At 40.0% G+C, this 23051-nt stretch carries 18 protein-coding genes; 13 read left to right on the top strand and 5 right to left on the bottom strand.

Features of this window, described 5'->3' with window-relative positions; all coding sequences use genetic code 11:
* Window positions 1-22: 22 nt before the first annotated feature.
* The 5 genes from E3D81_RS13355 (at window position 23) to E3D81_RS13335 (ending at window position 5799) form a co-directional block, all read left to right on the top strand.
* A complete protein-coding gene (locus E3D81_RS13355) occupies window positions 23-1285 on the top strand; it encodes a PQQ-dependent sugar dehydrogenase (protein ID WP_134777758.1) in 1263 nt (420 codons plus the stop codon).
* A 208-nt stretch (window positions 1286-1493) separates the two neighbouring features.
* The gene (locus tag E3D81_RS13350) at window positions 1494-2729 is read left to right on the top strand and encodes an ROK family protein (protein ID WP_134777757.1); all 1236 of its coding nucleotides are present in this window, start codon (window positions 1494-1496) and stop codon (window positions 2727-2729) included.
* 66 nt (window positions 2730-2795) lie between these two features.
* Window positions 2796-3560: a 5'-nucleotidase C-terminal domain-containing protein gene (locus tag E3D81_RS13345; RefSeq protein WP_245153220.1), complete on the top strand. Its 765-nt coding sequence runs from the start codon at window positions 2796-2798 to the stop codon at window positions 3558-3560.
* Window positions 3535-4491 carry a metallophosphoesterase gene (locus E3D81_RS13340; RefSeq protein WP_099365642.1) on the top strand — a complete coding sequence of 319 codons (957 nt, stop codon included), beginning with the start codon at window positions 3535-3537 and terminating at the stop codon, window positions 4489-4491. Before E3D81_RS13345 ends, E3D81_RS13340 begins: the two co-directional genes overlap by 26 nt.
* 63 nt (window positions 4492-4554) lie before the next feature.
* Window positions 4555-5799: an MDR family MFS transporter gene (locus E3D81_RS13335; RefSeq protein WP_134777756.1), complete on the top strand. Its 1245-nt coding sequence runs from the start codon at window positions 4555-4557 to the stop codon at window positions 5797-5799.
* 17 nt (window positions 5800-5816) lie between these two features.
* Here E3D81_RS13335 and recR read toward each other — a convergent pair whose 3' ends face one another.
* Both recR and E3D81_RS13325 read right to left on the bottom strand, forming a co-directional pair.
* Entirely contained in the window at window positions 5817-6431 is a 615-nt protein-coding gene (gene recR / locus E3D81_RS13330) for a recombination mediator RecR (RefSeq protein ID WP_134777755.1), read from the bottom strand.
* Window positions 6432-6456: 25 nt separating this feature from the next.
* On the bottom strand, window positions 6457-7734 hold the full coding sequence (locus E3D81_RS13325; RefSeq protein WP_134777754.1) for a Gfo/Idh/MocA family protein: 1278 nt from the start codon (window positions 7732-7734) through the stop codon (window positions 6457-6459).
* Between the two features lie 182 nt (window positions 7735-7916).
* On the opposite strand from E3D81_RS13325, the gene E3D81_RS13320 reads away from it, so the two are divergent.
* On the top strand, window positions 7917-8621 hold the full coding sequence (locus E3D81_RS13320; protein ID WP_134777753.1) for a TIGR00730 family Rossman fold protein: 705 nt from the start codon (window positions 7917-7919) through the stop codon (window positions 8619-8621).
* Between the two features lie 64 nt (window positions 8622-8685).
* On the opposite strand, the gene E3D81_RS13315 is transcribed toward E3D81_RS13320, so the two are convergent.
* The 3 genes from E3D81_RS13315 to E3D81_RS13305 form a co-directional block, all read right to left on the bottom strand.
* Window positions 8686-11349, bottom strand: coding sequence for a TonB-dependent receptor (locus tag E3D81_RS13315; protein WP_134777752.1), 2664 nt, complete (start codon window positions 11347-11349; stop codon window positions 8686-8688).
* 709 nt (window positions 11350-12058) lie between these two features.
* Window positions 12059-14437 (bottom strand): endonuclease MutS2, encoded by a 2379-nt coding sequence (locus tag E3D81_RS13310; protein ID WP_134777751.1) that lies wholly within the window; start codon window positions 14435-14437, stop codon window positions 12059-12061.
* 2 nt (window positions 14438-14439) lie between these two features.
* Window positions 14440-15162 carry a DUF4296 domain-containing protein gene (locus E3D81_RS13305; RefSeq protein WP_134777750.1) on the bottom strand — a complete coding sequence of 241 codons (723 nt, stop codon included), beginning with the start codon at window positions 15160-15162 and terminating at the stop codon, window positions 14440-14442.
* 76 nt (window positions 15163-15238) lie between these two features.
* On the opposite strand from E3D81_RS13305, the gene E3D81_RS13300 reads away from it, so the two are divergent.
* The 7 genes from E3D81_RS13300 to E3D81_RS13270 all read left to right on the top strand — a co-directional run bounded on the left by E3D81_RS13300 (window position 15239) and on the right by E3D81_RS13270 (window position 22914).
* A complete protein-coding gene (locus E3D81_RS13300) occupies window positions 15239-15928 on the top strand; it encodes a YggS family pyridoxal phosphate-dependent enzyme (protein ID WP_134777749.1) in 690 nt (229 codons plus the stop codon).
* Window positions 15928-16377: a GNAT family N-acetyltransferase gene (locus E3D81_RS13295; RefSeq protein ID WP_134777748.1), complete on the top strand. Its 450-nt coding sequence runs from the start codon at window positions 15928-15930 to the stop codon at window positions 16375-16377. The genes E3D81_RS13300 and E3D81_RS13295 overlap by 1 nt, the downstream gene beginning before the upstream one ends.
* The gene (locus E3D81_RS13290; protein WP_167554303.1) at window positions 16358-17203 is read left to right on the top strand and encodes a DUF3298 and DUF4163 domain-containing protein; all 846 of its coding nucleotides are present in this window, start codon (window positions 16358-16360) and stop codon (window positions 17201-17203) included. The genes E3D81_RS13295 and E3D81_RS13290 overlap by 20 nt, the downstream gene beginning before the upstream one ends.
* An 8-nt stretch (window positions 17204-17211) precedes the next feature.
* Complete coding sequence (locus tag E3D81_RS13285; RefSeq protein ID WP_134777746.1) at window positions 17212-18480, top strand: aspartate kinase; 1269 nt, start codon at window positions 17212-17214, stop codon at window positions 18478-18480.
* Entirely contained in the window at window positions 18473-19657 is a 1185-nt protein-coding gene (locus E3D81_RS13280; RefSeq protein WP_134777745.1) for a class I SAM-dependent methyltransferase, read from the top strand. The genes E3D81_RS13285 and E3D81_RS13280 overlap by 8 nt, the downstream gene beginning before the upstream one ends.
* A 73-nt stretch (window positions 19658-19730) precedes the next feature.
* Entirely contained in the window at window positions 19731-20753 is a 1023-nt protein-coding gene (locus E3D81_RS13275) for an LLM class flavin-dependent oxidoreductase (RefSeq protein ID WP_134777744.1), read from the top strand.
* A gap of 322 nt (window positions 20754-21075) precedes the next feature.
* Window positions 21076-22914, top strand: coding sequence for an FAD/NAD(P)-binding protein (locus E3D81_RS13270; protein ID WP_134777743.1), 1839 nt, complete (start codon window positions 21076-21078; stop codon window positions 22912-22914).
* Window positions 22915-23051 lie beyond the last annotated feature (137 nt).

Raw genomic sequence — 23051 nt, 5'->3', positions numbered from 1 at the left:
AACAAAAAAACCTCACCTCACCATGAAGAAACAGCTTACAAGTGCTTTGGTTTATGCAACAGCAACCGCTTTTATTTCATGTTCCGGAACAAATAATAACGGAACAGAAATCAAAGACAGTTCAACTATTGTTCAGGATACGACCAAATATCCTCCAGTTGAAACTGGCAAAGCAAATACAGATTATAAACCTGCTTTTGAAGGTCAAACCCGAATTGCAGGTGTCAAAACAAAAACTCCATACGAAGGAAAGGTCATTGCACAAGGATTGAAGAACCCTTGGGGAGCAGCCGTTCTACCTGATGGAAGAATATTGGTAACCCAACAACGCGAAGGGAACATGATCATATTGGATCCTACAACCGGAAGTGTTAGTGCACCGATCACCGGATTGCCAAAAGTAGATTCTGATGGACAAGGCGGTTTATTAGGCCTTACTTTGGATCCAGATTTCGCGAGCAACCGTATGGTGTACTGGGTGTTTTCTGAACCAGTAACTGGTGGTAACCATACTGCGGTAGGTAAAGGAAAGCTTTCTGCCGATGAAAAAACAATTGAAGGCGCTACGGTTATCTATCAAGCCTTACCTACCTACAAAGGAAAACTGCATTATGGAGGAAGGATTATCTTTGACAAAGAGGGCAACCTGTTTGTATCCACTGGCGAACGTTCGGATAAAGAAACCAGACCTCAAGCGCAGCATTTAAATTCTGCTCTAGGTAAGATTGTACGTATTACCAAAGATGGTAAAGCGGCATCAGGAAACCCATTTGCCAATAACAAAGATGCAAAACCTGAGATCTATTCCTATGGGCATAGAAATACGCAAGGATTGGCGTTCAACCCAGTTACGGGAGATCTTTGGAACTCCGAATTCGGCCCACGTGGAGGTGATGAGATCAACATTGTGAAGCCAAGCCTTAATTATGGTTGGCCGACGATCACCTATGGTATTGAGTATGGTGGACCAGCCATTGGTAACCCGCCTATCCAACAAAAGGATGGTCTGGAACAACCTGTATATTATTGGGATCCGGTATTATCTCCGGGAGGAATGGTATTCTATACAGGATCCAATATCCCAGAATGGAAGAACAACTTATTTATTGGTGGTCTAAGCAGTATGCATATTGCAAGATTGGTGATCGAAAATAATAAAGTGGTTGGAGAAGAGCGATTATTGGCTTCTGAAGGAGAAAGATTCCGGGATGTTATCCAAGGAAAAGATGGAGCCTTGTACGCTTTTACAGATGGCGGTAAAGTCTATAAAATCGACAAAAAATAATACATCATTATTAAAATATTAGCCGGACTAAATTTAGTCCGGCTTTTTTTTGAAAAATATTAACTCTCAATAACTTAAAAAAATTAATAAGTTTGTTATTTTAACATTTTTTTAAGAAAAATATGCGACGATTTTAAAATTATTATTTATTTTAGAGAAATTATTAACCATACACAAATTAATTATCGAAATACAACACTTCTCTTTTATGAATGCAGTCGATCAATTATTAACCCCGAATACCATTAAGAGCAGAAAGTCAGCAAAGATTACCAAGAATAAAATGGCTTTATTACAGGCCATCTATGCTGCCGGCAAAACATCCATAAACGATCTGATGCGCGAATTGAGTCTCAGCTTTCCGACACTGAGTGTCATGTTGAACGAGTTATTGGATCAGAAATTAATCCTTCAGGAAGAACGGGGTGAATCTATTGGCGGCAGAAAACCGAATCTTTTTCAATTAAACCATAATCTATTTAAAATCTTAACAATTGAAATCACCAGGTTTACGGTTATGCTGGGAGTTCTCGATAACAATTCCAATCTAGTTACACCCATAAAAACCTATGGTTTTAAGATTTCAAAAAACCTGAATAAACTATCCAGCTTCAAAGCCATTATCGAAGATTACATGCAGGGATATCCCGAAATATGGAAACAATGCTCTGGAATCGCTATCTCCATGCCGGGTCTGGTGGATGAAAAAGCGGGAAACAACTACACCTTTTTTTATGAACCTGACTTTCAGTTAGCATCAGATCTTGAAATAGAATTCAACAAGACGGTGAGGATCATGAATCAGGCCAAGGTAAACTGCATGGCTGAACAATTCTTTGGCCCTTTAAAAAGAAAGAACAATGCCTTGATCATTCAATTGGACTGGGGTATTGGCTTAGGCATCATTGCCGATGGAAAAATCTATTCGGGAAAGAATGGCTTCTCAGGTGAAATGGGGCACATATCCTTCAAAGAAGAAGGCGAATTATGCTATTGTGGGAAGAGGGGTTGCTTAGAAACGATTGTTTCTGGTTCAGCGCTTGTTAAACAGGCCAAAGAAGATATTCTCAATGGCACTCCAACGTTGATCAAATTGGAAGGCGAAGAACAAGAACTGTTACCCATCCATATTATTCAAGCCGCATTGGAAGGCGATCAATATGCGATTCAGCTGATTTCTTCTCTAGGAAACAAACTAGGGCGAGCTATTGCATTATTTATCCAGGTATTTAATCCGGAGACTATCCTGTTGACCGGCGAGTTTACCAGGGCCTCCTCCATCCTGTCAGCATCCATACTCCAACAGGTTCAAACATATTCCATGACCAAATTGGCAGACAATTGTGAATTGATCATATCCGAATTGGGCGATCGTTCCATTTCCCTGGGTCTTACCCGATTATTCATGAACAAATATTTCGAAGAGCGCTTAGGATTAAATTAACCAAAAAATAACAGCCATTTTTTCGTATTGTTGGCAATCTTAATAACTTTGCATAAAATTATTAATATGAAGACATGGTTTTCTACCTATAATTTGCTCTTCCTTTCCGTTGGTCTACTCGCATTAAGTTCCTGTAAAACCACCTACTACCAATCTACTGTTAGCAATAAACAGATGATTGCTATAAACAATAGTATCGTAGAGGACACGGCGATCAGCAATTATATCAACCCATATCGTACGCAATTGGAGGCAAAGATGAATGAAGTCATTGGCATTTCCACCGAGAATATGATCCATAATCGTAATCTCCCAGAAAGCCTATTGAGTAATTTCTTTGTGGATGCAATGATGGGGATAGGTAGAAAGATCGACCCTGAGGTTGATTTTTCCATGGCTACAAAAGATGGAATCCGTTCCAACATCAAAGCTGGAGATATCACCGTTGGCACCATCTTCGAATTCATGCCTTTTGAAAACCTTTTTGTGGTACTGGAATTGAAAGGTTCCGATGTATTACGACTGGCGGATTTCATTGCCGAAAGCAATGGGCAGCCCATTGGCAATGCACAAATTCTGATCAAGGATAAAAAGCTGCAGGATTTCAAGATCGCCGGCAAAAATATTGATCCCAACAAAACCTATAAGCTCATCACGTATGACTTTATTGCCAATGGTGGAGACCATGTGAGGGGATTGGAAAACCCGGTCAAGAAAACCACCTCCACGCAATTGGTCCGCGAAGGCTTGATCGATTATATACAGGGAATCAGCAAATCAGGTAAAAAAATAGAATCGAAATTAGATGGAAGAGTTAAAATCATTCAATAGAAGAGATTTCTTAAAAGGAATGCTTGCTCTAGGAGCAACAGCTACCCTTTCAGGACTTCCTAGCACTAGTTTTGCCCGTGGAAAAGAGGTAAAGATTACGATACTACACACGAACGATGTGCATAGCCGTATCGACCCATTCCCGATGGATGGGAGCCGTTTCCAAGGTCTTGGTGGAGTAGCGCGTAGAAGCACCTTGATCAAAAAGATCCGTGGCGAAGAAAAGAACGTCCTTTTATTCGATGCTGGCGATATTTTCCAGGGAACCCCTTATTTCAATGTCTTTGATGGGAAATTGGAACTGGAACTGATGTCTAAATTAGGATACGATGCAGGAACATTCGGCAACCATGAATTCGACAATGGACTCCCTGGTCTGTTAAAGCATTTTGACAAGGCGAATTTCCCATTTATAACTTCCAATTACGACTTTACCGGAACCATCATGGAGGGCAAAACCAAAGAACACGTGGTTTTTACAAGAGATGGCGTAAAGATCGGGGTATTTGCTGTTGGTGTCAATTTAGACGGCCTGGTAGATCCTAATAGTTATAAGGGTATGAAGATCCTAGACCCGATCGAAGTAGCCAATAGGATGTCCAAAAAGCTGAAACATGACCTGAAATGTGATATCGTCATTTGCCTGTCGCATATTGGTTATAGCTATGAAACAGATCAGCCTTCTGATCTGAAGATGGCACAGCAAACTCGTGATATCGATTTGATTATTGGCGGACATACCCATACCTTTTTGGATAAACCAACAGAAGTCAAGAACTTGGCCGGCCAGATTACCCTGGTCAACCAAACGGGTCGCTCTGGTGTGAACTTAGGAAGAATTGACATCATCCTGAACAAACAGACCGGTAAGAAGCGTTTGGAATCTGTAGCCTATCAGATCAATTCTTCGTTGGATTCATCCAACGCATAATCTTGCAGACATAGCTATTTTTTTAATATGCCCTGCAAAGGGCACAGCTAATCTATTACCCAAATGAAAACATTCTTAAAACTCTATATTGATTCTTACAGGGGGCTTTCCCCGGCAGCCTGGCTGCTAGCCTTAGTGATGCTGATCAACCGAACAGGTTCCATGGTTATTCCCTTTTTGGGAATATACATGTCCTCCGAATTGGGTTTTTCAAAGCCCCAGATCGGTATTGTATTGGGCTGTTTTGGCTTGGGTTCGGTATTTGGATCTTGGCTTGGGGGCTGGCTGACCGATAAATTCGGCAATTTCAAGATTCAGATGTGGAGCTTGATCCTGGTCATCCCTTTGTTCCTAATTTTGCCACAGTTCCGTAGTTTCCATGGACTTGCGGCCATGATTTTCCTGTTAACATTAGTAGCCGATACCTTCCGTCCGGCCAACTCCGTTTCGGTTGCTCGATATGCAAAACCAGAGAATATTACCCGCGCCTATTCCCTTAACCGGATGGCGGTCAACCTGGGATTTTCCATTGGTCCAGCTTTGGGAGGTTTCCTTGCGAAGATTTCCTACGATTGGATATTCTATGGTAATGCCCTGGCTGCAGCCGTAGCCGCTGTGGTATTTATCTACTTCTTCCGGAATAGAAAACCAAACGTTGCAGCTGAGAAAGAAAGTAATCAGGCAAAAGAAACCGAGGTGGAAATAGCAGAACAGAAACCTACTCGAAATGCCTATTCAGATGGATTGTTCATCATATTTAACATCATCTGTGTATTCTTTAATATGGCATTCTTCCAATTGTTGGGAACCCTGCCCTTGTACTATAAAGAAATCCATTTATTAGAACCTGACCAGATTGGCCTGTTATTAGGATTCAGTGGTTTTGTGATCGTACTTTTTGAAATGATTTTGGTCCATATGGTGGAGCATCGCTTTTCGGTCAAACAGATCATGCTCTGGGGGACGGTTATTGCGGGGATTTCCTACATGATGCTGAACGTAGATTATGGTATTCCATGGTTGTTTCTTGCCATGTTCCTTTTATCCACCGGAGAAATGCTCACCTTACCTTTTTTGGCAACAGTTTCCATATCTCGGGCAAGCAAAAGCAACCAAGGTGCCTATATGGGTTTTAATTCCCTTTCATTTGCAGTTGCCAATGTATTCTGTGCGTATCTGGGCACCTATATAGCCGAACATTTTGGCTATAACATCCTATGGACAGGAGCAGGAACCACCTTATTGATCTGCGCCCTTGCGTATTATTGGATCATTAATAAAATGGATAAGGAAAAAGGCTTAGCCTAAGGGTAATAGGCTTTAATTTACCCTACATTTCGTTCATAAGGTACACGTGTGGCAATGGATCTACCCAAGGTGATCTCATCCACATATTCCAGTTCACCTCCGAAGGAGATTCCTCTGGCAATGGTACTGATCTGCAGTTCAAATTCGCGGAGCTTGCGGTATAAGTAAAAGATAGTGGTATCTCCTTCCATGGTGGCACTGAGCGCCAAAATGACTTCCTGGACCTGTGAATTCCTCAAGCGTTCGATCAGACTCTCAATTTTAAGATCTGCGGGCCCAACACCTTCCATCGGGGATATCAATCCTCCTAACACATGGTAAACGCCATTGAACTGATTGGTGTTTTCTATCGCCATCACATCCCGGGTATCTTCCACAACACAGACCAAAGAATGATCTCTTTTCGGGGAAGAACAGATTTCACATACCTCCAGATCGGAAATATTGTGGCAGGAACGACAATATTTGATCTCACTTTTCAATCGATCCAAGGAAGAAGTGAATTTTGAAACATCAGCATCCGCTTGTTTCAAGAGATGCAATACCAGACGAAGGGCAGTTTTTTTACCTACGCCTGGTAACTTAGCAAATTCTTCTACCGCTTGTTCAAGAAGTTTGGAGGAAAAGTTCATTCCACAAAATTACAAAATAATTAAGTTAGAAATCCAAATAATCCCACTTTCCTCGGTAAGGTCTTGATTTCAGGTTATTGGCAAAAGGATTGTCAAAAACCTCTTTTTTCGGATCCCATTGTATAGTTTTCTGTAATTGGTAAGCGATGTTCACCGCATTACAAACCGTAGCTGTTCGATGCCCTATTTCCACATCACAGATCGGTTTAGAACGTTTTTTGATCGCATCCACAAAATCCCTGTAATGGTTTTCCGAGTAGTACACCTTACGATCCTTTTCAGCGATCGCTGATTTTGGAAGATTGGTCTTATCCGAAGTCAAAAATTCTCGGGCTACTTCGATCTTACCTTCGGTACCTATAAATTGAATAGCATTGAATTTCCCCCAGGACTTATGATGCACTTTCACCCCATTCTTATAGGTAAAGTAGAGTCCTTCCTTAGCTTTTGGTATATCCGGAGGTGTAAAAGACACAGGCCCGGAGTTATCCATTCCAAGCGCCCACTGAACGATATCGAACATATGTGCGCCCCAATCGGTGATATAACCACCCCCAAAACCATGGTACAAACGCCATAATGCCCATTCTGGTGCATTGATGGGTGGACTTAGGATGGGATTATAGCCTCGGTATAGAGAAGGGCCAACCCAAGAGTCCCAATCGAGGTGTGCAGGAGCTTCCATTGAAGGCAGATCACATTCCACTACAGGTTCTCCGATAGAGACATTGACTTCCTTGATATCACCGATATATCCATTACGGATCAAATCAGCAGCATGCCTAAAATTATGTTGAGAGCGTTGCATGGAACCCGTCTGCAGCACCCTTTTATATTTCCGGGTGGCATCCACCATAGCTCGGCCTTCATCAATGGTCAGCGCCAAAGGCTTCTCACAATAGATATCTTTTCCCGCTTTGGCCGCATCCACTACATGCATGGCATGCCAATGGTCTGGAGAGGCGATCACCACCGCATCGATATCCTTTCTGGCAAGTAGATCGCGGTAATTCTTATACCCTTCTACTTGCTGGCCTGATTTTTCTGCATTCCGTTTATTGGCAGCATTTAGGAAACTGTTCAGTTTCGTACTGTCTACATCCGCAGCAGCCAGCACCATCGTTTCCGGAAGGCTCATCAATCCATTCAATAAAGTCCCCACCTGCTTACCTACCCCAATATATCCCAAATTGATCCGATCACTGGGTGCCAGAAATCCATTACCTCCCATTACATGACGAGGAAGGATAGTAAAAGCCGCCGCACCAAGTGCAGCACTGCTGATAAATTTTCTTCTGTTCATTTAGGTTTTATTTGTTTTTAAAAGAACTAAAACGTTTTTTGGTTAATTAATTAAATATAATTATTCCGATTTAATAATCAAAAAAACTACTGCAAACATTTCTTGAATTTTAATTATTATGCTATATTACAACAAACAGGAAAGGCTATTTTTAGAAAGCCTGCTGTTTATAATTTATATTTATGACGCAAAATGACAGAATATTAAGTTCCTTCGCCAACAAGACTTGGCAGGAAATAAAAGTAAAGGACTCTTGGCAGATCTTCAAAATCATGGCGGAGTTCGTGGATGGATTTGAGAAATTGGCAAAGATTGGTCCCTGTGTTTCCATATTTGGATCGGCAAGAACTCCGGATGAACACAAATATTACCAGATGACGGTACAGATTGCCAGTTTATTGGCAGAACGTGGATATGGTGTGATTTCAGGTGGTGGACCAGGTATTATGGAAGCTGCAAATAAAGGGGCTTATACCGCTGGTGGTAAATCCGTAGGATTGAATATTGAACTGCCACATGAGCAGTTCCACAATAAATACATCGATAGGGACAAACTATTGGAGTTTAATTATTTCTTCGTGCGCAAGGTCATGTTCATGAAGTATTCGCAGGGATATATTGTGATGCCTGGTGGATTCGGAACGATGGATGAATTGTTTGAGGCCGTCACCCTGATCCAAACAGGTAAGATTGCCCGTTTCCCTATTGTCTTGGTAGGATCAAGCTATTGGTCCGGATTGTTTGATTGGATCAAAGGAACCATGCTGACGAACAAATATATCAGTGAAGAAGATTTGAATCTTTATAGGATGGTGGATACAGCGGAGGAAGCTGTTGAACACATATTTAGGTTCTACGATAAGTATTTATTGAAACCGAATTTTTAAAATTTATTTAAAAAAAAACGGGCAAATCTTTCGATTTGCCCGTTTCTATTTCATCTTATCTTGATTAGAAGCTGTAAGTTAAACCAGCATTCCAAGTTGTTCCTACACCGTAGAAATATCCATACGCATCTTTACGAGAGAAGTAATCTTCGTTCAAAAGGTTTTTAACATTACCTCTGAATTTCAATTTCTGGCTGTTTTTCAAGTTGAACGTATAACTTAAACCCGCATCAATAATGTTGTAACTATCTAATTTTTCAGATTGGTAAACTTCACCTTTTAAAGATGAAGCAATGATATCATCCACATTCACATTACCATATAATCTTGCAAAGTGGTTAAAATCTGCATCGATCGAGAAGTGAGGAAGAATAAAATATTTAGCACCTAAACCAAAGGTTGTTTGTGCCGCATTACCAACTTTAACTCCTGTTAAATCTTGACCATTTTTATCTTCAAAAATAATGTTGAAAGAATCATTATCTCTTACACGGTAAGGAGATTTTCCATCATATTTCCAGTCACCAATTGAACCATAACCTCTTAAAGTAAGATTAGACAATACACGAGCATTAAAATCTAATTCCAAACCTTTATGAGCTTGACCTACACCAGTGAATAAATAAGTAACACTTTGGTAAGTATCAGAACCTACAACATAATCTCTAGCACCGTAATCTGTAAAGCGGTTTTTCCAAGTTGTATAGTAACCATTCAAATTCACATCAAACATTTCTGTTGTAAATTTATAACCAGCTTCTAAACCAAAGATTTTCTCATTTTTAACTTCAGGATCTGCAAAATCAACAGTGTTTGAAATAAATACATTATCCAAGAATGGTTGACGAGAGTAATGACCGATGTTCGCAAACACAGTTTGACCTTCTACGAAAGAATATGCCATACCTCCTTTAAGGTTGTAACCAAATTTATTGTCAAATTTAGATTTCTTCTCGCCTTCTGCATAGTTCCAACGATCAATTTTTTGGTATCCTTGGTTAGACATTGCTCCTTGAACAAATACCGAAAATTGATCATCAGCATATTCAACTTGTCCGAAAACACCTTGATAATTGATATTCTCACTGTTATCATAAGCTACTCGTTGATCTAAGCTTGGGCTTTTTCTGAACAAATGTTCCCAAGGATTAGTAGAATAAGTCTCTGTAACAACGTTTCTTTTATGTGGATTAATCTCTGGTCTAGTGCTTGATTCTGCAACTCTACCTTGTGCACCTAATAAATCAACCAATTGTTGGAAGTGATCTCCTTTGTAGAATCTTAAATCCATACCCACATTGTAAGATAAATACTCACTAGCTTCAATGTTAAAGTTTGAAACTAATCCATACCAAAAGTGGTTATTTACAGAAGCTCTTAAAGTCGTACCGTTATTTCCTTGAGAAATTCCATTCGTTAATTTAGTATTCAAATCTGCAAGAACATCCCAGTTGGTTGTTCCATTATTTGCATCATAACCATTTAACGTAAATCCAGGACCATTTCCTAAGATACCTGTACCACCACCTTTACCAATTGATGCATATAATACAGTAGATAATGATGTTCTATCTGAAATTGTCCAGTCCCAGTTAATATTACTTACTGGTTTGTGGTAGAAGTTTGTTCTTTGTGACAAACCTTCTCCTTTGTACCAACCATAGTTATTGTTACCTTTCTCACCAGTGATATCATAACCTGGAGTTTGAAGAATAGTATTATTTGATCTGTAACCAGAAACTAATGGTTTAGAATAGTTTTGGTCATGCCATTGAGGTGCACCAAAGATCATAAAGTTCAAATTATGGTTTTCGTTTGGTTGATAACCAACAGAAAAGAAATAGTTTTGACCAGCACCTGCGGTACCTAAAGCATATTTTTTATCCGCTCTCCATCCATTTACCATCATGGAGAAACCCCATTTACCTACCATACCGGTATTGTAAACCAAAGTTGCTTTAGCTAATCCATCGTTACCAGTTTCCATACGTACAGAACCACCTCTATTCAATTCAGTAGCTTTAGTTACGATGTTTACTGTACCCCCTACCGAAGAGATCGCTAATTTTGAAGAACCCAAACCTCTTTGGATCTGAATCAAATTAGCCACATCAGACATGGCAGACCAGTTAGACCAGTACATGTTACCATCTTCCATACCGTTGATTGGCTGACCGTTCAATAAGAATGCTGTGTTTGATTGATCAAAACCACGAACAAACATTTTTGAATCACCAAATCCGCTTGCTTGGTCAGCAATGTAAACAGAAGGTGTGTTTTTCATTAACTCAGGGAATTCAACGTTTGCACCACTTTTTTCCTGAATCTCTAAAGGAGTTATTGTTGAAACCGCAATTGGAGTTTTACGATCAGCGATATCAATAATCCCTTTACCAATTACAACTACTTCACCTAATTCTTGAGAACCTGATTCAACTAATACAATAGTTCCTAAATTTAATTTGTTTGCTGAGAACTCTACCTCTGAAGTAAGGTAGCCCAACATTTTCACAACTAATGTTCCGGTTTGGAGAGGAGCATTAATTGAGAAGTTACCATTTGCATCTGTAGAACTACCTACAGAAGTACCTTTTACCAAGATAGTTGCTCCTGATAAAGGATCAGTTCCATTAGTAACTCTTCCTTGTAACAGGTTTTGCGCCCATGTAACGTTACATAGAAGTACCAATGCAAAAATGGCAATCAGTTTAGTAGAAATTTTTTCCATATGTTAAGTTGTTTTTACTGCGCAAAAGTAAAAAGTCAGATTGACTTTAAATAACCCTTAACATAAACTTAATATACTCACACCCACCTTTTTGCATCTTTATGGCAGATTCGAGTAAACAAAAATTAGAATTTTAAATAGTTTTCACAGCAACTATTATCATTGTTTAAAATATTAGCAACGAAAAACACTAAAAATTAGAAAATTAACAAATTTTAACATTTTTCAAAATGTGGAAAAGTTTTCTCGCAGAATGACATTTCTACCGGGATAAATCATTCATCGTAACAGGAATAATCTTAGGTAAAGGTATTAATCTGTTAGCTAAAAAAAAAGTTATTGTGTACGAGGTGCAAGTGAGGTGTAAGTGACTTGTAAGTGAGTTGTAAGTGACTTTACTCACTTGAACCTTACTTGCACATTACTTGCAATATGTATGAACAATGGTTGGATTAAGAAGACTATTGGGAGATTAGTTTTGTGATAATAATTTTGTGATAATTATTTGAAAGAAACCGCGTCATGGTATAGCCGCTTCATCGTGAAACCACGTCATTGCGAGGAACGAAGCAATCTTTACCCATGTCATGCTGAGCGAAGTCGAAGCATCTACATCTGGTACCCATACAGATCCTTCGATGCTTCTCAGGATGACAAAGTACAAAGATTGCTTCGTCGTACCTCCTCGCAATGACGCGGTATCTATTTATCAATCCAGATAAGCATAAGTAATCCCATCTCCGCCTCTATCGGCATGTTCATCCTCAAACCTGCTCACTTGATTGTATTTTCTAAGGTAATCTCTAATAAACTTACGTAATATCCCATCCCCTTTTCCGTGGATAATTTTCAAGGATGGATAACCGATCATCACCGCCCTATCCAAAACCAATTCGATCTTCCCTAAAGCATCCTCCGTCCGCATACCACGAACATCAATCTCCGGGCTGAAATCTGCCACAGACTCACTCGCAACCGATTTAAAACGCTTAGCGACTTTCGCCTTTTCTTTTCCTCGAAGCTTTTCTACCTTGTTCTTTTTAACCACGGTACGAAGCTCACCTAAAGCAAGGATTAAATTGTTCTTGGCGATTTCAATAACCTGCCCCTCGTTTCCAGAATCCAAGATCCGAACCCAATCCCCTACTTCTAGATCTGCATCTGGCACAGCGGTAAGGCCTGGTTTATTCACTTCCTTAACTGTTTTTTCCTTCAGCGAATCTGCTGCCTTTTGAAGACCGGAACGCAATTCCTTTGTCTTTTCCTTATCCGCCTGCACACTCTTAATATTGGAAATAGTATTCTCTACCAGTTTGTTTGCATCCTTGATGATCTGCCTTGCTTCTTCTTTTGCGTCTTTCAACAATTGACGCTTATTCTCCTCCAAATAGGATTTCAAGGAATTCAACTCAGTCTGTTCCGATAATATCTCCTTCTCCCTCAGACTGATCGCCCTTTTCGTATCAAAAATCTCTTTTTTCTCCCTTTCCAGATCCACCAATAAGGTATCTACCTTCTTTTGTTGCACACCGATCTTTTGTTTTGCCAAATGCAGGATTTCCTTTGGAAGACCAATATTCTGTGCAATTTCAAAAGCATAAGAACTTCCGGGTTTTCCTGTTTGTAGGATGTACATAGGTTTCATCGCCTCATTATCAAAAAGCATCGATGCATTTTCGATCCCTTCGGTATGGCTGGCAAAGAGTTTCAGGTTACTATAGTGCGTGGTAATTACACCTCTGATCTTTTTCTTGTTCAATACCTCCAGGACTGCCTCAGCAATCGGTCCACCGAATTGAGGGTCCGTACCGGTTCCAAACTCATCGATTAGGACCATGGTCCTCGCATCTGAAAACTGCGCAAAATGCTTCATCTTGGATAAGTGGGCACTATAGGTACTCAAATCCGAATCAATGGATTGATCATCTCCGATATCCGCAAAGACCTGTTTAAAAACTCCCAACTTAGATATTGGATCACAGGGTATTAACAATCCTGACTGAAACATCAACTGTAGGAGACCTACGGTTTTCATACAGACGGATTTTCCACCTGCGTTGGGTCCAGAGACCAAAAGTACACGGTCTGTATCATCAATCTTCAGGTTCAACGGAACAACCGAGGGATGCCCTTCTTGTCTTGAAGCCATCAGTAACAACGGATGTTTCGCATTGACCAAGGAGACCTCGGCCACCTTAGATAGCTCGGGCATATTCGCTTCGATATCCATGGCAAATAATGCCTTGGCACGAACGAAATCCAGCTTGGTCAACAAGCCATGGTAAGCAAACAGCAAAGGTACGTGTGGTCTCAATTCGCTGGTTAAGGAAGTCAAGATTCGGATAATCTCCCGTCTTCGCTCAAACTCCAGATCCCTTACCTTATTGTTCAAATGGAAGACTTCTTCCGGCTCAATATAAGCTGTTTGACCAGTTGCCGACTCATCATGGATCAAGCCCTTGATTTTGCGTTTGTTTTCAGCAAGTATTGGAATACAGAGACGGCCATCCCGAATGGTCAGATTTCCATCTGCAGTCCATCCATTGGCCTGTGCCTGTTTAAAAACACTATCGATACGTTTCCTAGCTTCCTGTTCCGACTTTGTAATCTGTTGGCTGATATCCAACAGCAGTCGGGAAGCATTGTCCTTAATCTTGCCCCGTTCATCGATCACCATTTCGATACTTTTAATGATGGATTTCTCGATCGGTAGATGCTCGAACAACAGTTCCAGATTAGGGTATTGTTGTGCCCTTTCGTTGAAATAACGAATAATGGCGTATACTGTCCTTAAAGACAGCAATATACGATGGAACTCATCCTCAAAGAGGAAAGCTCCTTCTACTTTGGCCTTCTCGGCCAGGTTTTTTATGGGGTAAAAATGATCTACAGGCAATGGCGCATCATGCTGCAGCAAATCCTTGAATTCGCTGGTCTGCCTTAAGAACCTATCGATCAGATCCAATTTTGCCTGAGGTTGGATCTTATCCACCAACTCTTTTCCGGCATCACTGATACATTTCGCTTTAATAAGCTCTTTAATCTCCGTAAATCCTAACTTTTCTCCCGCATTCTTCGGATAAATCATGCTTATTCTAATTTCAATGGGGTAACCATGCTTTTCTTAGGCCGGGTCACCGGTTTAAATCTTGGATCCCTTGGTCGTACTGGCGTATCCACCTGAGGTTCCTTTTTCACGGTATCTTCAACAATTACTTCTGTAGGTACAGCGCCCCCCGGCATCGGTAATGGTGCTGGCCCAGGACTTATAGGCTTTTCGTTAAAACCAGTATATAGATTCCTGTTCCACATATATTGGATACCCGAAAGTTCATACATCCTGCGGGTATATTCTGCTGGCGACATTTCCATGGAATCTGCTTTCGCATTCATGATCATATTGTTCAACAGTTCTACCCAACGCTGGTCCCGGAATGCACTGGCCAAAGAGTCCTGATATTTAACATTTTTTAAGGAATCCTGACGCGCAAAATCCATCTCTTCTGCCTGCAATTTGTTCACAATCCCTTCATAAGCCTTACCTGTCAGCTTAGAATCTGCCATGTAGTAATCCAGGTTCTTACTGAAGGTAGCGGTATCCAGGTCATACTTTGCTAATATTTCCAGGTAGAGCGGATCGATCACTTTTCGAGCACTATCTACAGGCAAAGACACAATATAACCATCTAAAATATGCACCTCAGTCATCAGATTAACAAAATCTTCCTCCTTCAACACACCTGATGGCCTGGACTTCTTACAGGAAGTTCCTAGAAAAAACAAAAGGGATAAAACCAGTATTAATCGCTGCATTTTGTAAATTTGAACAAAAATACAGAAAAGCTACGAAATAGCTTTCTTAATTAGTTAGGAAGGATCGAATTTACTTATGAGCATAGCAAGCAATATTTCGGAATTACAACAAGAACTACAACCTATTGGCGTTCAATTGGTGGCTATTTCCAAGACCAAGCCAAATGAGGACATCTTAGAGGCCTATGAAGCCGGGCAACGATTATTTGGTGAAAACCAGGTACAGGAAATGCTCGCTAAGTATGAAGAACTGCCAAAGGATATTGAATGGCATCTGGTTGGGCATCTACAGACCAATAAGGTCAAATACATTGCCCCTTTTGTCTCTTTGATCCACTCCGTGGATTCCCTGAAGGTACTTGCGGAAATAAATAAGCAAGCCTTAAAAAACAATCGGGTTATTGATTGCTTATTGCAGGTTTTCATTGCAGATGAGGATACGAAGTTCGGATTGGACCATGCTGAATTGATCGAACTGTTACGCAGCGAGGAGTTTCAGGAGTTCAAGAATATCCGTATTCGCGGATTGATGGGGATTGCAACAAATACGGAAAATGAAAAGATCATCAAAGAAGAGTTCTACGAATTGAAAATTTTCTTTGATGGTATCAAGACCACCTATTTCCGAAAGGAAGTAAGTTTCGATATTTTATCGATGGGCATGTCCTCCGACTATAAGATTGCGATTGAACAGGGCGCTAATATGGTGAGATTGGGCAGCACGATTTTCGGAAAACGAGTTATCAAACATTATAAAGCCAACTAATGGAGTTCAATATTCGAAGAGCTGTCAAAGCGGATTGTCCGCGATTGATGGAACTGGTTAGGGAATTGGCCTTATACGAGAAGGCTCCGGAGGAGGTAACGGTTAGTATGGCGGAGTTTGAAGAGGCCGGTTTTGGCGAGCACCCAGTATGGTGGGCTTTTGTAGCGGAGCACGAAGGAATAATTGTAGGGATTTCACTCTATTATATCCGCTATTCGACTTGGAAAGGCAGGAGATTGTATCTGGAGGACATTATTGTTACCGAAGAGATGCGTGGGAAAGGATTAGGAAAATTATTGATGGACCATACGATCAAATACGCCAAAGAAGCTGGATTTAGCGGCATGATGTGGCAGGTTTTGGATTGGAATGAGCCGGCAATAAACTTTTATAAAAAATATAACAGCAATTTTGATGAGGGGTGGGTCAATGTTAATATCAATTTTTAAACGGGTATATCAATCAGGATTTTTGGTTTTAGGAATAGTGGGCGTATTTGCCTGTCAGAACAACCAGAAGGAAAATCCATTGACTTCCAATGGAAATACGGCTGTGGCAAAGGATACCCTTTCATATAGCATGGATAGCTTACGGATCCTCAGTCCCTATATTGCCTCCCATGAGGACCAGATGGACACGAGCTATGCCGAGGTCATCTATCCAAAATTCGAGGATAGCAGTCTGAACCAATTGGTCGATCAGACCATTTTACTCGAAGGAGAACCGGATATCAAAACCTATGTCAATAATTTTATCGAAGGTTATGGAAATTTTGTAGAGGAGAATAACCTGAATTATCCGATTGCCTGGACCAAGAGCACTAAGGTTGGACTGATCCTCAATACACCAAGGCTTATCTGCATAAAAAACGGAACATATGAATACTCAGGAGGTGCACATGGCAACTTTTTTGAGAATTTATCTGTTTTTGATATCGAAAACAACAGAAAATTGGAGCTAAATGCATTCATTTCTGATAATAAGATGAAAGAATTTACTAAAATTGCAGAAAATATTTTTCGGACTAAAGAAGGGCTCTCCGATACGAGCAGTTTAGCGAATGGCTATTTCTTCGAAAATGGCAATTTTTCGTTAGCTGCCAACTATGGGATCACAAAAGATGGTTTTCTATTCCATTACAATCCTTATGAGATAAAACCTTATGCCGAAGGTACAACCAGTATAGTTATCCCTTATGCACAAGTCGATGATCTGCTCACGCAGAAAGGGAAATTGTACATTGATAATTTAAAAGCATATTTTCATTCAATTTAATAGCATAAATGCAGGTATTTAAATTTGGTGGTGCATCAGTAAAGAGTGCAGAGAACATCAAAAATGTCGTTTCAATCGTTGAGAAATATAGAAATTCCGAATTATTGGTAGTGGTATCCGCTATTGGGAAAACGACAGATAAGCTGGCAAAAATCACGACGAATTACGTTAAGCAGGAAGGAGACTATTTTGGTTTATTGGAACAACTGAAGCAGGAACACTTCCAGATATTGGATGAACTGTTTGAATCCAGAACCCATCCGGTCTATGATGACATCGCCAATACCTTTGTAGAGGTGGAATGGATTTTGGAGGAAGAGCCTCAAGATGAATTCGACTATCTGTTTGACCAGATCGTTTCCATTGGCGAATTACTATCTACCAAAATAGTAGCTGCCTATGGAAAACATGTAGGTGTGCCGATCCAATGGATCGATGCCCGCGATTATATCCTAACAGACAATACCTATCAGGAAGGCAAAGTGGATTGGGAAAAGACGGAGGAAAAAATCCGTCGGGATCTTCCGTTTATATTAGATGAGCAGGTCATTGTTACACAAGGGTTTATAGGATCAACTTCTGAAAATTTCACGACGACTTTAGGTCGTGAAGGTTCGGATTATTCTGCGGCAATTTTTGCAGCTAGTTTGAATGCAGAAAATATTACCATCTGGAAAGATGTACCGGGTGTATTGAACGCGGATCCAAAATGGTTTGAACGCACAGAACTGATCCCTGAATTATCCTATACCGATGCCATCGAACTGACCTATTACGGTGCGACGGTCATCCATCCGAAGACCATCAAACCGCTACAGAATAAGAAGATCACCTTGAATGTAAGGTCATTCTTAAACCCTGAAGCCCCTGGTACTCAAATAAAAACAACGAATCAGACCTTACCTGTTCCTTCCTTTATTTTCAAGGTCAATCAGGTTTTCATCAATATCCAACCTCGGGATTTCTCTTTTATTGTAGAGGACAACCTGAGCCATATCTTCGATCTGTTCCATAAACACCGGATCAAGATCAACATGATGCACAACTCTGCGATCAGTTTTTCGGTGAGTGTGGATGATACAGGTGAAAATGTGATGAATCTACTTCAACAATTGGAAAAACGCTATAAGGTTTCCAAAGAACAAGGACTGGAATTGATCACCATTCGTTATTATAATCAAGAAACTATTGACCGGGTATTGGTAAATAAGGAAATTATTCGCGAACTTAAGGATAGTTATACCTGCCAGATACTGGTGAAGAAGAAAGATGAATAGAAACATTTTAGATAAGGAAGTACAACAATTCATTAAGGCAAACCGGGAAAAAAGTCCCTCGGAAATTGCTTTGAAAAAAAGTCCCTTTCAAAATGTTAGTTCGGCAGAATTGGCCTCACAGATTGACGGTTGGCAACGAAGCGTCAAGAAATTGCCTACTTGGGCTTATAGTGAGGGCATCTATTATCCGGATAAAATAAACCTGGAACAATGTTCTTCCGAACATACTGCATTAATCAAACAGACCTTAATTGCCAAAGGATCTCGAGTGATCGATCTGACAGGTGGATTCAGTGTGGATAGTTGTTATCTCGCCCAGGAAGCGGAGGAAGTTATCCATTGTGAACTCAATGAAAAACTGTCTGAAATAGTTGCCTACAATGCCCGGATCCTGAGGGTGAACAACCTTAAATGCATAGCGACCGATGGAATTGCCTTTTTGGAAGATGCGGAAGATGATGCCTTTGACTATATCTATGTAGATCCTTCGCGGAGGGTAAATCAGGGGAAGGTTTTCCTGTTGGAAGACTGTGAACCAAATATAGTTGCCAACCAAACGCTTTTTCTTCGCAAAAGCCGGTATGTGATCAGTAAGTTATCCCCCCTCCTGGACATTTCTACAGCCTTATCAAGTTTAAAGCATGTTCGATTTGTTTATGTGATCTCGCTGGACAATGATTGTAAGGAATTACTGTTCATTCAGGAGCGTGGCTATGAAGGGGAATGTACCATTCGATCCATTCGTTTATTTCAGGATCAACTACAGACCTTTGAATTCACTTACGAGGAAGAGCGGGCGATCATTAGTCGCTTTCTGTTGCCCCAGAAATACCTATATGATCCGGATGTTTCTATCAGTAAAGCTGGCGCTTTCAAATCCATCGGTAAATACTTTGGCTTGGGCAAGATCCATCAGCATGCCCATATCTACACCTCTGATCAACTACAGGTTAATTTCCCAGGAAGGATTTTTGAGATTTTGGATGTTCGGCCGTATTCCAGCTTGAAGAAGGAAAACCCTTGGCCACAGGCCAATATTGCCATTCGAAATTTTCCGGATAAGGTGGAGGTGATCAAGAAGAAATTTAAGATCAAGGATGGCGGCTCTACCTACCTATTCTTTACTACGGATATCAACAATCAATTGATCATCATTGCCTGCAAAAAACTGGCTTAAATTGACTTTATTCCTATAATTCCATACATTGGGATTACAAATCTAGGCCTTGCTAATGATTATCTTTATGCCTATGAAAAATATCAAATATTCTGTTTTAGAATTAGCGAGTTTATGTAAGAACAAAACTGCTTCCGATGCGATTGAAAGAGCAAAGAAAGGAGCTGAATATATAGATGAAAGAGGTTATACGCGCATGTGGTTGGCGGAGCACCATAATATGGAGCACATTGCGAGCTCGGCGACTTCGGTGTTGATTGGCCATATCGCGGGTAGTACCAAAAATATACGAGTAGGATCCGGAGGAGTCATGCTACCTAATCATGCACCCTTGGTCATTGCCGAACAATTCGGAACCTTGGAATCTATTTATCCAGGACGTATCGATTTGGGTCTTGGCCGCGCGCCAGGAACAGATCAATTGACCGCCATGGCTTTAAGGCGCAATAACATGAACACCGCCTTTTATTTCAAGGATGATGTGATGGCCCTGCAACAATATTTCAGTGCCGAGAATGTACATGCCAAGGTGCGTGCTTTTCCGGGGGAAGGATTGGATATTCCAATCTGGATACTGGGCTCCAGTACAGACAGTGCTTACCTCGCTGCTGAACTTGGCCTTCCCTATGCTTTTGCTGCGCATTTTGCCCCTGCGATGTTGGAAAGGGCAGCCATGATCTATCGAGAACATTTCAAACCTTCTGCCCAGTTAAAAGAACCGTATTTTATGGTCTGTGTGAATATTATTGCCGGAGAGACGAATGAAGAAGCTAGGTTATTAGCAAGCAGTCTGTTCAATCTATTTGCAGGAATTGTCACCAATCACCGCAGACCCTTGTCCCCTCCTACCGAACGCTTAATCTACGAAGGAATTCCGGAGATCGAAAATGCAGTTAATTCCATGGTTTCCAGTACGATTATTGGAAATGAAGAAGAGATTGCGGAGCAGTTGAAAGGGTTGATCGAAAGGGTAAATGCAGATGAGATTATGACCACAAACTATATTTATGATGATGAAAAAAGGTTAAGGGCTTTTGATATTATTAGGAAGTCTTTTGGAAGGTTGGAATCCTCCAATCAATCGAACCAATTTTAACAGTTTTTAATTAATATTTTGATAATTAAACTTATTTCCCTCAATTACTTTCATTGCGTATTTATCGAAAATTAGCATATTCTTCTAAAATATTTTTCAAATAGCTGATTTACAAGACTTCCAAATTATAAAAAATATTGGGCTAAATCCTGATGAACGAAATAATATTAACGAATTGAGTTATTTTAATTTTTTAAAGAATATAATTCTATGTTAATGCTATTAAGTTTCATCTGTGATAATAATCCATTGTAATTTGCCATCAAATACATAAAAAATGAAAAAATAGGTATTATCGCTAGGCAGGTAAAAACAAGGAAATATGATATGGAATTCGATGCATTTACTGCAGGAGGCTAGGACAATTGACGACCGGATTAACCCTTTAATAAAAACAAATAATCAGATAAAATTTGAGGAGCATACTGACTATATCGCTATAATTGGCGGAGGACCATTTGGTTTTTATGCGTTAGAAAGCTTACTTTCCCTAAGCAAAGAAGCCATAGGCAATCGGAAATTCCATATACATTGGTATAATAAAAACAAGAATTTTGGGGCGGGGCAACAATACAATCCTACTACCCCAAACTATCTTTTGGTACACGAATGTATCGCAGACCTTTCAGCATGGAAAACAGATCGGGATACTATTTCATCTGAATCGTTAACCCTATTGGAATGGATAAGGGAAAATAGAACAATTGAACAGGAACCCCTAAAATCTGATCACTGCAGTAGGGAACTATTTGGTCTTTACCTGATGGATTGTGTCTTAAAAACTATTGCAGGAATAGGTGATCAAATCGAACTGAGTTTAATCCAGGAAGAAATTTGCGATCTGGAAATCCAAGGAAAGACAGCTTATCTATATAATGAGGATAAGAAATTAATCTTTCCATACCAAAGTACGTTAATTAGCATCGGCCACAGCAATAAAAATAACCTCTTAAAATTCATCAAGGATAGTGATCAATCCCTGGATCGCTTTATCGAATCAGTGCATTCTTTGGAGCATTTGGATAGGATCCCAGCAAATTCCGAAGTCGTCATTAAAGGGTCTGGCATCAACTTTATGGATACCATCCTACATTTGACTGAAGGCAGAGGAGGCGTGTTCTATAAGAACGATCAGGAATTCCAATACATTCCCACGGGATTGGAACCAAAAATATATCCATTTTCCAGAACAAATCTCCCTACCTTACCAAGAAATACCTATTGGTCGGACCATAAATATGAACTGCTCTATATGACCGACGCCTGGGTAGAGGAATTGAAGGCAAAAAAAGGAAATATCGATTTTACAACGGATATTCTACCTCTTTATAAAAAAGAGATTCAGCATGCATTTTATTCCATGCTGGACCATCTGAAGACGGTTAGCCACGAAGAGGTATTGCATTTCATAGCAATACAGGATGAAAGGACTCGATTTTCGATCAATGCCTTATTAGATCCTGTTACCTATTCAAATGTCGCTAAGGATGTAAATTATAATGAGTTTATAGCGGACCTGACTACCTTCTGTCTAATCGCCATGCAACCTGGAGAATTGAACAGCACCATGGGTGCAGCAACCGGAGCAATGCGTGAGGGATTCTTGCAAATCTGTAAACTATATGAATTTGGGGGATTTACCCCTTATGCACAAAAACATGTAGATGACTATTGGTTGAACTATATCTTCCAGATCAGTTTAGGACCTGCACGTGAAATATCCGAAAAATTCTTCTGTCTACTAAAGCAAGGATATATTTCCTTTCTGTTTTCCGAGACTCCAGAAATCGAGATCCAAGAACAGGGCTTCTTATTGAAATCAAAAAAAGACCAACATTTCTTTTCCTATCTGATCGATAGCACCAAGCCAAAAGAAAACCTGAAATGTGAAAACAATAGGCTTTTTACAAACCTTTACAAAAAGAGAATTTTTACAGTGTTCAAAAATGGGGAATATGATGATGGTAAAATCAATTTGGAAACAAACGGAAAAGTTAAAGGGAAACATTCTGATTATCCCTTATACTTGTACGGACCTGCAACCGAAGGTCCCGTTTTATACAACAGTGATTTAAACCGTAATCGCTATGATTTCGGACAAACCTGGGCAGAAGAAAGTATTATTTTAATGAACAAGTTAAGCCTTTCGGATTTCACATAAAATTAACATTAGAATAATATTCCAATAAAGTTCATCTTTTACATTTGATAAAAATTAAATGATATGATAAAAGATGAAGTATTAACAACAGAACAAGAGCCACTATTTGGCGAGTTTTTATTTGATGGTGATGATTT

The sequence above is a fragment of the Sphingobacterium sp. CZ-2 genome (genome assembly GCF_004526235.1).
GTDB lineage: Bacteria > Bacteroidota > Bacteroidia > Sphingobacteriales > Sphingobacteriaceae > Sphingobacterium > Sphingobacterium tenebrionis.
This window is presented reverse-complemented; position numbering and strand designations above follow the sequence as displayed.